7 protein-coding genes are annotated in these 11807 nt (G+C 49.4%); all 7 read right to left on the bottom strand.

Annotated elements, in window-relative coordinates; translation table 11 throughout:
* Positions 1–272: 272 nt before the first annotated feature.
* Positions 273–764, bottom strand: coding sequence for a hypothetical protein (locus tag AC0QH1_RS13260; protein ID WP_324631623.1), 492 nt, complete (start codon positions 762–764; stop codon positions 273–275).
* An 18-nt stretch (positions 765–782) separates the two neighbouring features.
* Positions 783–1265, bottom strand: a complete 483-nt coding sequence (locus AC0QH1_RS13255) for a hypothetical protein (RefSeq protein WP_324631622.1) — start codon at positions 1263–1265, stop codon at positions 783–785.
* 18 nt (positions 1266–1283) lie between these two features.
* Positions 1284–2672 carry an alpha/beta hydrolase family protein gene (locus tag AC0QH1_RS13250; protein ID WP_324631621.1) on the bottom strand — a complete coding sequence of 463 codons (1389 nt, stop codon included), beginning with the start codon at positions 2670–2672 and terminating at the stop codon, positions 1284–1286.
* Between the two features lie 158 nt (positions 2673–2830).
* Positions 2831–5125: a hypothetical protein gene (locus AC0QH1_RS13245; RefSeq protein WP_324631620.1), complete on the bottom strand. Its 2295-nt coding sequence runs from the start codon at positions 5123–5125 to the stop codon at positions 2831–2833.
* 327 nt (positions 5126–5452) lie between these two features.
* Entirely contained in the window at positions 5453–6367 is a 915-nt protein-coding gene (locus AC0QH1_RS13240; RefSeq protein ID WP_324631619.1) for a YbjN domain-containing protein, read from the bottom strand.
* A gap of 183 nt (positions 6368–6550) precedes the next feature.
* On the bottom strand, positions 6551–9652 hold the full coding sequence (locus AC0QH1_RS13235) for an eCIS core domain-containing protein (RefSeq protein ID WP_324631617.1): 3102 nt from the start codon (positions 9650–9652) through the stop codon (positions 6551–6553).
* Positions 9653–9810: 158 nt separating this feature from the next.
* Positions 9811–11802: an ATP-binding protein gene (locus AC0QH1_RS13230; RefSeq protein ID WP_324631616.1), complete on the bottom strand. Its 1992-nt coding sequence runs from the start codon at positions 11800–11802 to the stop codon at positions 9811–9813.
* Between the last annotated feature and the right edge of the window lie 5 nt (positions 11803–11807).

Here is an 11807-nt window from a genome sequence, read left to right as displayed (position 1 = left end):
CCATTGCCTGCCAAGAAGCTGCTCGTCCCGAGTTATTTTTCCAACCTATTTCAGTCGGATGTGGCTTAACCGCTCAGTAACTCCACGGAGGAAAGCGTCTCGATCCAAACTTTCGCCCCTATCTTGCGGGGCGAAGGTTTGGATCGAGACGTTTGCCCCGGTGGAGTTGGAATAGGCGATCGCGAATCAGAGTCATTTCATCAAAGTGCCACTCGATTGCTTATCGGGTATTTTCGGTTAGGGATGCCACCGACGTAGAGCGCGCGGCAGAGTTAGTTCTGCGGTGGGATAATGCGAGTCGATTTTGCGATCGCCTCAAATATTGGCATGTCTGTTTCTGCGAATTCTTTCAAAGTTTCGGCTTTAATAATATAAGCGGCAATTTCTTCGGCCAAGATTAACCCTTGGAAATTAACCAGATAAATATCCGTGCCTTCATAGCACCATTGAACCTGTCGCAGATAGGCGCGATGCTCTCCCACCCAAAACCGCTCTTCTTTGAGGGGATGATAGTCGGGATAGACTTGTCGTTGGGTAGCTTCCGACTTGCGAATTGTCTCCTCAAACCAGTGGGGAGAATTGATTTGAGGAATTTTGCGGGTATAGCTGATTTGCGGACAATATCCGTCAAATTGGGAGACGGCGGGTGCGATAATTTGAAATTGGTTCGGTTGGAGTTGCTGTACTTCCCAGGATTCGGGCATTAAAATAGATACGCCCAAGGATTGGTTAAAATAGCTTTTCATTGTGGGGGGGTTACTCATGGATTGCCCTTCACGAGATTAGATAAATCGAATGGACTGGGTAGCGGCGGCAAAAATAGGGAGGTAGGTAGATGCCGATCGCGTCTCGACCATTCCTATGACGCCATACAACAACAGGTTATCCCGTTGGATGCAAACTTGATAGTGGGTGACGCTGACATGAAATTCCGGATCGTCAAAGGTAACGGTATCTATTCTGGCACGACAGGAATCGATTTCCAGGTATTGGCGATCGCGGATGGGTCGGGAAGGCGGTTGCAATTTTAGCAGTTTCTTTGCTAAGGTGTCGTATCGATTGGGAGAACCAGCTTCCCGGGAGATAGATGGAGGGAGGGGAACGATTTGAACGAGCAGTTTGGGGGGATAGCGATCGCCATTTTGACATCCATACATAACCCCTTGCGAATAGCGATCGCATTCTTGCCAATTTGTTGGAAGTTCGATGGATACCCCGATTTCCGGACTATAATAATGTTTGGTGCTGGGATTAAAATTCAGCACGATATCCCTGTAGTTAAGCTAAAATTTTCTTCTGAAAAAATCGCGAGTTTTTTCATAAATGCTCGATGCGCCACTGCTAATTTTATCCCCCACATAAGAACCCCCTTCAACAATTTTATCCCCCACATAAGAACCCCCTTCAACGATTTTATCCCCCAGATAAGAACCCCCTTCAACGATTTTATCTCCCAGATAAGAACCCCCTTCAACGATTTTATCTCCCAGATAAGACCCTGCACTTATCATCCCACTGCCTAACTTTTTCCCGCCGCGATAACCCGCCAGGAATGCACCGGGTATCAAGCCCAATGAGCCTCTTCCGCCCCATTCTGTTAACAGTTGTCGGAACCAATAGGGATATTCTTCAAATTCTTCTACTTTGCCGCTATGCTTGGCTTTGGCTTCGGCAATATCTAATTCTTCTAACATCTCATCCGTCAAACCTAGGGCTTCGCGCTGTTCTTTAAAGGCATCGCTATTGAGTAAATATTTAATATGAGAGAGCGGACTGCCACCGACGTGATGCAATAACACTTCTCCGGCCAAATGCTTGCCTCCTGCCAGGTCTACGATATCCCCAGTGGCGATATGATGTCGGACCTCGGGGCGCTGAGTTTCATCTAAGCGGCCAAACATATAGGATTGGATGCGATTGATAGCAGGAGCCTGAAAGGTGACGACGCGACGAACTTGAGGGGGGAAAGCAGAGGCGGCATGTTGAGCGAGGGCACCCCCGAGACTGTGACCCACCACATCCACTTTGCCCCCTGCTAAGGCGATCGCATCGGCGACTTTTTTCTGTTGGAGTTTGAAGGCGGTGAACCCGATGGCGACTGGATCGAGGTCGGCGAGGACATCTGCTGATTCGTCAGGGGAAGTGCCTTTAAAGGCGAGGATAGGGGTTCTGCCAGATTCGGGGAGTGGCATTAACAGTCCCATAAAAAAACCTTCCCCCTTAATGGTGAGCGCCCAATTGCGTTCGTAACCTCGGCTGGAGAGCCAATCTCCTGCTGCTGCTGGGAGTTGTTCGCCTTTGTAGGCGAAACTGTGAGCGATGATTTCGTATTCGATATCTTCGGAGGCGATTTCGGGTTGGGGGGAGTCGTCGGTATCGCGTTGGATGGAGGGGCGATCGCCTGTTTCGGCGAGGCGATCGCTGAGTGATTGGCGGCTGGTTGCCCCCCCGCCGATGGTGAGTTTGGGTTGAATCGCAGAAGGTTGAGAAATCTCGATGCGGGAGAGGCGATCGCTGTTTTCCCCCGATTTTGCTTTGGTTTGAAGTTCTGGTGCGATCGTGGATTCCACGTTAGCGGGTTCGGCAAAGGGCCGGACTTGGAACATCCGAGTGGCACTTGTCGCTGTAGGCTTCGAGCGTCCTTTTGGCTGAAGGTGCTGTTCGGTTCCCATAATTTAGTCTCGTCATCAATGGCTGATTTTCCCACAAGAATGCGATCTTGTCTATTCGACGAAAGTCTAAAGTTAGGGCGCGATCGCTTTTCCCCCTGGAACTCAGCAATTGGCGCTCGGGTTGCGGGGGATATCGCCTCCAGTTTCTCCAATCGCCGCTACTCGATATGTTGGAAATAATTTCTAGACGTTTGGGTGTCCAGGCTTAAACTTTGAGTGATTCGATTGCGAACCTTAGCATTAAACTCTTGTGCCATTTTTAAAATCTTCTGTTTCAGCTCCAATGGTTCGCTCACCCCGAGAATGTTTTGCATTGCCTCCACAGCCGCTTGATTTTTGTCGGCTTCAGTTTCAAAGGTGCGATCGCCTTTCCGAATCGCCACCAACTCATTCTTAATTCGATTGCCAATCTGCTCTACGTTTCCTCGCTGCGTTTCAATTTCCAATCGTTCTAAATCGTTAAACTTATACTGACGCAACTCTTCTACCGCTAAAAACAAGCGATGCAAATACTTAGATGCGCGATAGAACAACTTCCCAGGCGGATGGTTTTCATCGGGATGCTCTCCGCCATAATGATGAAAATCCTTAAGAAAATCTCCCAGTTGCTCGTTAAAGGATTGCAAAAAGTGTTCGGGCGCAAGAGATTGCATAATTGCGTCTTTTTGCTCTGGATTTTTAGCGCCTTGAACTCCCGCCACAATGTGTTTGACTGCGCCTTCACTATGATAGGCTTCTGCGGCGAAGAAGCAAGCCTCGCCTAAAATTTGTTTGACTTGAGCTTTGAGCGTTTCTACCCGTTCTGGATCTCCGTCACCCAATGCTTGAATGGTGGCTTGCAGGTGACGTACTTTTGTCATCCGTTCCAAGTACAGTTTATTGCTCTTTTGCAGAACTAAATCCGATTCGGTTTCCGTGAAATATTGTAGTCTTTCTGCCCCGAGCAGTTGTTGGCGGATTTCATTTCTGAGGTTGGGATTTTCCACCTCCTCTAGAACTTGTTCTTCTTCCGGTCCTAGGGTTATATGCGCGTAGATATTTTGCTGTTGTTCTGGGTTGACGCTATTTTCAATTTCCTGGAGCAATTCATAAGCCGAAAGCTGATAAATTGCATCGGCTTCTTCATATTGCTTGAGAATGATTTGTTTCTCTTGTGGGTCGCTGATGCTGTCAACCACCTCATCCACATAGCGTTCCCATTCTACAGGCTTCATATAGCGGCGTTGTTTGACTAAAGCTGCCACATCTTGGGAGAGGCTGCCCATGATGCCAAATCCGCCAGTGGGTTGGTCGAGATCCGTATCGGCGTTAGGCTGGTTTTCACCCGACGGATCGACGTTTTCTTTGACCTTAAGATAATCTTTCGCATACAAGTTCGTATCGAATAAAGTGCCCGGTTCTACTCCAAATTCTTTCCGAACTTGGGCGTTAAACCATTGGATGGCTTCCACATCATTGCCTGACTGGGGAGTACAAATGGTGATGTCATAGTCGGAGGTGGGGTCTTGACTGCCGACGGATTTAGCGATTAAACCGGGATAGGTATCGCGCAGGACGCTAATTAACGAATCTACATACCATTGGCGGAAGTCGAAGAATTGCCACATGGTGTCGCGATCGCTGCCAAATTGTGCTTTAACGTTATCCCAGCTTTTAAATTGTTTGAGAATGCTGCGAATCCAGGAATAATCTGAGGCCACTTGGAATTGAGAACCTTCCCGTCTGGCATCAGATTGCGGGGCGTTATGTGGTTGTGGATCGTTAACTTGTTGGGGTTGTTCGTCCGGAGGGTTGACTTGTTGGGGTTGTTCGTCCAGAGGTAGAAGTGCGAACCCTCGGACTTTCCGAATTCGGTTTGCATGTTTGATTTGGTCTCGGGTGAGTTTAGTTTGAACGATCGCGGGACTGCTTTGCTGCACCATCGGAGTCGGTTTGCGAGTCTGCAATCTCATCCCACTGGAATCACTGGCATGAGATTGTTCTGATTTCAAAAAGATACTCTTGCGTGTGGGAAAGGCGCGAGAACTCGCCGCATGAGAGGAAGTCTCTCCTGTTGCTGTGGTTTGCGGGGGTTGCGCTGTCAGTTTCGCGATCGAGGGTTGAGAATTGGTTTGACGCTGTAGGGAGCCATTCCCGGGATTGGGTTCCGGGGGTGTGGGGCTGTTTATGTGCTCAACCACTTGTTGGGCAAGGCGATCGGCTTCGCGTTCGTATTTATCTCCGGGTGCGCCGATCGCCAGTTTGGGTTGAATCGCAGAGGGTGGAGACACTTCGATGCGCGACAGGCGATCGCTGCCGAGGGCAGTGGGTGAGGCTAGGGTCTGTACCTCCGGAGTCATGGCCGGTTGCGGTTCTGTGGGCGCGGCAAAGGGACGCGGCTGGAATAGTCCGGTCGCGGGTGTGGGGGTAATGCGCGATCGCCCTTTTTTCTCGGATTGTCTTCCGGCTGCCATACTCAAACCTCCCTGATGGCAATTTGCACTTGTGGTTTGTATTTTCTCACAACCCTGCCATTTCGCTTATCCGACAAAGGTCTAAGTTTTCTCCAGTTCCCTTCTGGCGCAAACTTTCCTGTCATCGGGATAGTTGTTTTCAGGGAAAATACTATATATGCAATTGGCAATTGGCAATTTGTAATTCGCGGGCAGTTATAGGCGATCGTCTTTTCATAGCCAGACTTTTAACCTCGAACTACCCTGCTGTCATCGTTGTATTTTTAGCAAGAGAACCCAAATAGGCAACTCTAGGAATTGTCTCTCTGAGTGGGGCGATGCCGCATGTTAACTGATAATCCGCCTGATTTGCGGTAAATATTTATCCATAACTTCTAGGTTAGCTACTAACAACTGCTCGAACAAAGAAGGGGTCAGAGAATCTTCACCGAGAGCGAGGCTAGCGCGATAGCGCAGATCGCCATCTTCTAAATCGATTTCAAAGTTTCCGATGTCCAAATCGTAGTTGGCATTGGCAAGTAAAACAGCACAGGCTTTCCTCCATTCTTGAGGGATGAGATCGGGAAACGCCGAATACACCGCACACTGGTTGTTCGCTTCATCAATTTTAATTAATCCCGTCCACTCTCCATTTTCTCCCCGAAACTGAAATCGGAGGATACCATTATTCACTTGTTCGTAGGCAATGTTATTGTCTTCGAGGTACCGCAGAATTGTTCCTCTCATGGACATCGGTGCCGTAGAGGCAAGCTGCTGTTTGAAGTAATCTGGTTTAGCCCAGAGAGTTTGATAGCCAGTTTTCAACTCACCAGCGCCCTCCAACTCCGGTGGCAGGGATTGTACTTGAGTGAATTCAGTTGCCAGCCAACTTTCGGTAGACAAGAAAAAGCCCTGTTCCGAATTAGCATCGAGTTGAGTGAGATAATCAGAAATCGTTTCAGGTGTACTAGCCTGTTGGAGTAAATCCTGCTGTAAATTAGGCTTCAGTCGCAAATTAATCGTCACATTTTGCTCTTCTAAAGAGCCATCGGAATCGAACAAAAGTTGGTCTACCAGCAAATTAAACAGCCCTTGGTGCTTGATTGTTTGATAGGTAGGGTAATCAACATTCACTTCCAATTCATAAGCAGAGATAGCGGAGTTCTCCTCTTCAACGGCGACACAACCCAGGGAGCTAGCTAATCGTTCGCCCCGCAGGGTATGAAAGACAAGGGGTTGCTCAGTGCGATATTTTTCTTTCATCAGCTCAACTTTGCGATCGACACCTTTTGGATAGGGCAGATATAATCAGCTATTCAAACAACAGACTTTTTCACATTAAACCCTGCAAAGGTTTGCCCGTTTGGGAGTTTTTCACTCGCATCGGGGACGGATAGCTCTGAATAGAGCGTACCATAGGATATCCGCCCTGACATTTTATGGAGTTTACCATTTTTTCTGATATTTAACAAGGGTAACTTTACTCTCTATCTTAGATTTAACCCCCCCTACTTCACTCCAACCCACGTTCATCCCAATTTCTCTTCCTCGCTTCACTGCCAACTCAATACTGTGTTCGAGTTCTTGACCGATATCTTTACGCTCGAATTGGTATGTAGCGCCTAGCTCGAGGATTTGGTTAAATTCAAACCCAGTATCAATGCTATCCAGGCGCGATAATTCCTCTTCTATTTCTTTTTCTGGTGCTAGTGAAGCCGAGGCCAACATTGCCCCATAATCTATTCCCCCCGTCTCTGCTCTTCCTAGGTCTTTCGCTGTGGACGACTGATTTTTCTGGTCTTGAGAGGCGCAATAGTCCCAACCTTTTTTGGCTGCAGCACTCAATGAGGTAATAATGCCGGCCACAATTCGTTTCCAGATGGCAGAGTCGTTGACTTTGGCACTGATTTTACTAGCTAATGCAACCTCAAGTTCGAGAACTCGAGATGACCAAGGAACGGGCGCGCCCTGTGGATTGGGAACCGACACAACAGACACTTCAACTTCACCCGCCGTCTCATCAAGTGCTTTTAGTTCTGCAGCAAATTTCAGCTTCACAGTTCTTCGTTGTTGACCCTTCAGCAGTTTTGCCATTTGCTCTGGTGTTTTGCTCGTCTTGCCTAGAGCATTTTTGCCGAGGGTTTCGGCGGAAAACTTCGTTCCAGATAGTCTTTGTGCCTCGAATTCGCCGCCGTTGTCACCTACTTTGGCTCGGCCACTTCCTTTGCCGAACCAACCAATTTCAACGGTAGCATCTTCATTAATTTTCGGCACTTTTTGCCCGTTAACATCCTCATAGATAATATTGCCAGCGGCATCTCGCTCGTAGAATAGCCACTCTTCCATCATTGCCCCCCAGCTTTCTGCGAGGTTTTTCTGGCCTTCCACTTTATCTATTTTTTCACCACCGGCTCCCCACACCCTTGCGGCTGCAGATGCATCGATGTGTTGAACCTTTCGATAGAAGCCATAGGAAATCAGGCCAATTGCTTGGTCACTGGTTTTGGCGCTGCTATTAAAGAAAGCTCCAAACTGAAGGTCGATGCCAATTCCAACAGCAGACCAACCGGCTCCCATAGAAACTTCAAGACCCGTTTCTACTTCCCCTTCATCCCCTTTTTCGGCGCTTCCCTTCACTTGGGTTACAAAATAGGAACCCCCATAAATCGGCACTTGAATTCTGATATCTACTTCACAGCTATCTCCCGGATCGGGAACAGCAAAGTCAATCAGTTTGGCAAGCCGAGAGAAGCCTTTTGTTAGGCTATCTTCTTGAATAACCTTCTGGAGAGCCTTTTGGCCAATCTTGTTTTCCGTAGTAACCTGAGTTACTTTATCAACCAGCTCATCCCGTTGTTCTGAGGCATATACTGAACTTCCTTTAGCAATTTCTCGGGCGTAAGCGATCGCCGGACTCGCGCTTTTACCTTTGGTGACTCCTACATATTTCTTAACTATTTCTTCTGCCTGTTTATCGAGAATCTTTTTCTCTTTATCGGAAGACATTACATCGTTGGGATCTACAAGCTGGAGCGAGTCAGAGAATTCCTTGAATACCTTCTTCTTCGGCGCAAATTGTTCGGTAATTTCCCGCGCCAAGTCTTTGATGACCTCATCAACAGCATCTCTTTTAGCGGTGGTGTATGCTTCCACTTTAGCCTGCTTTCCGTAATAAGACTTAGCAGCGTCAGTTGAATTCTTTTTAGCAGCGTTTAATTCCTGTTCCACCACTGTATCTATATCGGCATAGGCTTGACTTCGGGCAGCCTGCTTTAGGGAGTTTCTGAATTCATTTAGGTCGGACGAGCGTAGCCAGGCTCTTCTCCCCAACCCCAGCTTGTAGGAAATTTTGGAGAAAATTTGAGGATAGATAACTTGTTCATAAAGATATTCAGCATAGTTGGTTATGTACTGGGTTGAAATCGTACCGCGATCGCCTTTCTTGCGAGCTTCAAGTCCGTTGAGTTCTTGAAGTAAAGACTCCTCAAAGTTGGTAAATTTAGTTTTGGTTTCCGCGTTGTCCGATACGTCTCTAGCCGCCGCAACAAGCCTGACTATTTCTTTAATTTCTTTAATCCGTTGTTCTTCAACTTGTGATTTGTTTACCATGAAAAGCGAGGAGCCTTTTTTCAGATAAACCGTTTCATAACTTCGTAGTTTAGCTAAAATTTGTTGCGATATTTTTGAAACCGTTGGAGTATAGAATGTTCTTTTAACTTTGTCAGCGATTTCCTTATCAAATTGGTCAGAAGTCCACAATAGCCGTTGAATGACGTTCTCCGGACTGCGGCTAATTTGTGGAGCAGCTTGGGTGGCGATCGCCTGTTGGGAAGAAAGGCGTTGCAGGTTACTACCACCCTGCTGCACCACATGGGTTAATTCATGGGCAAGCAATTCTTTCCCTGTGGAACTCTGAGGATTGTATTCCCCTTTTTTAAAAAAGATATTATTCCCCGTAGTAAAAGCACGGGCACTCAGGGAACGATTGAGAGTATCCGCCGTACTATTCGTATGAACCCGCACCCCACCAAAGTCGGCCCCAAATGCCCCCTCCATTTGGCGGCGAATGGGGGCTGCCAAGGGGACTCCGCTACTTTTAGCTTGGCTGATGGTGCGTTCCAAATCGGAGGAAGCCTCTCCTCCTTCTATGGCTTCCCGGCGTTGTACCGTCAGCCTCCGAATCGAGGGTTTCGAGAACATTTGACGCTGGACGGAACCATCCCCACCATTTGGAGGAGGATCCGGGGGAGTGGGGGCACTAATTTGCTTGACGACCTTGCGGGCAACGGTATCGGCTTCTTGCTCGTACTTATCTCCCGGTGCGCCGATCGCCAGTTTGGGTTGAATCGCAGAGGGTGGAGACACTTCGATGTGCGACAGGCGATCGCCCCTTGCTGCTTCCCCTGGAGGTTGCGAATCCACCTTTGCCTGCACCGTGGCGTCTGGTGTAGTGGGTTCGGCAAAAGAGCGCGACTTAAACATGCCCGTCGCCGGAGTCGATTTAAAATTCGATTGTCTTTTCTTCTGAATATGCCGTCTGGTTGCCATCGTTTCCCCTCGCCGAATTGGCTAACTCGATTGTTACTTACTATCTTCCCACAAAAGCGCGATCGCCAATGGGGATATGGTGCCTATCGCGCACCCTAGCCTACTTTCCCATATCAGCAGCGATCGCACCTATTAGACCAAAGTCTAATTTTCCCGATTCACACCCAACCTTTCACCTCAGTATCGGTCAAAGGTCGTTCCAACTTCATGTACTCGCTCTTTGCTGCCTCCAAAATATGCTTCATCATCACCGCTTCATTAGCATCCGCCGCAATAAACGCTGCATTCAAGGCAATATTGCGAATATTCCCCCCCGCCACATTCAACTTAGCCAATTTCCGATAATTCAACCCCTCCGTAGGCGTTTCTCGGGGAAAAATCCGCCGCCAAATCTCTTCGCGCTGACTGGCATCGGGAAAAGGAAACTGAATCACGAAGCGAATCCGCCGCAAAAATGCCTGGTCCAACGAACTTTTCAAATTAGTGGTCAAAATCGCTAATCCGCGATAAGCTTCCATGCGCTGCAACAGATAAGCCACTTCGATATTGGCATGGCGATCGTGGGAGTCTTTCACTTCAGAGCGCTTGCCGAATAACGCATCCGCTTCATCAAACAACAGAATCGACCCGCCAGCTTCCGCCGCATCGAACACCCGGCGCAGATTCTTCTCGGTTTCGCCGATATATTTACTAATAATCGAACTCAAATCGATGCGATATAAATCCAGTTCTAACTGTTGAGCAATAATATCGGCAGCCATTGTTTTCCCGGTTCCGCTGGCCCCGGCAAATAGGGCACTGATGCCTAACCCGCGCCCGAAGACGCCGCCAAATCCCCACTTTTCGTAGACTTTGGCGCGCTGTCGCACGTGGGCGACGATTTCGCCCAGGGTGTCGCGCTGGATGTCTGGGAGTACCAGGTCATCCCAGGTGGAAGCGGATTCGATGCGTTGGGCGAGGTCTTCCATGCGCGATCGCGCCTGGATGCGGCAAGCGGACCACAGGCGATCGCCTACCGAATCCCTCTCCCCTTCGCCTCCATTCGCCTTTCCCTTCACCTTGACGCAAGCGGCGCGAATGGCGGGGACGCTCAAACTAAAATGAGACACCAACCGGTCCACGTGACCGTTTAAACTCGCGCTCATGCTTCCCAAGGCATTGTGCCAGAGGATTCGCTGTTCGTCTGGGGTGGGTGGGGTGACTTCAAAGGTGACTAAGGGACGTTGGCGGGGATGTCGGCGATCGCGACTGGTGACAATCAGCGGTTGGCGATAATTCTCGATAATCCGCGCCACCGCGCTTTCTCGGGCCACATCGTTGCTATCTATCTCGTCGCAGTCGAGCAATAGGACGCTGTTGCTCAAAATGGCCTCTCGTTCCCACAATTGCATTAGTTCTGCAATCTCGTTGGTGGTGATGGGAATGGCATCAGCCGCCATGACATGCAGGTTCCATCCCACGAACCCACAGGCGACTGCGGCGAGCGATCGCTTGCTAGCCACATCGTTCCCACACAGTTGGGCGATCGCAAACCCCCCACTCTCTTCGCTCGTCAATACCTCCGCCACCTGCTGTGCCAGTTGGCAATGAGAGGGGGGCAACCCCGCCGGATCCATCAGGTGCGGCGCAACCGCCTGCACGGTGGAGCACAACCGTTCGTCTAAATGGTCTATCCCCACCAAATAATGCAGCACCCGCTCCTCAATTCGCAGTGGCCCACTGGTGAGGGCATTTCCGCCTCCCACTTCCAGCAGTCGCCACCGACGCAGGGGACTGGTGGGCGTCAGCGCTCCCCAATTGGCTGCCGGCAGAATATCCAGGGCGAGACTAAAGGTGGGATAGTTGCGCTGCGGATCCCCCTGTACTGCCGCACAAAGGGTGGCCCAACTGCCGTCCAATTCCATTCCGGCACACAAGAGCAGCAAATCCCGCTCGAAGGCGGATAACCCAAAGGTTTGACAAAGGTATTCCAGGGCCGGTGGGGTGTCGTGATTCCAGGTGAGGTCCGGGTTGCGGAACTCCGGATGAACGCCCTGGGTTTCGCCTCGGGCCTCTAGTCGCTGCTGCAACCATAACCGAATCCGGGCGATCTCATTTATCAAATATTCCTGGTTTTCCCCCAACCAGTTGCTCTTTCCTATCTGCTTCACTCTCA

The organism is Phormidium sp. CCY1219 (assembly GCF_055795085.1).
Note: the sequence above shows the minus strand (reverse complement) of the source record. Positions and strands in the feature narration are given on the sequence as shown.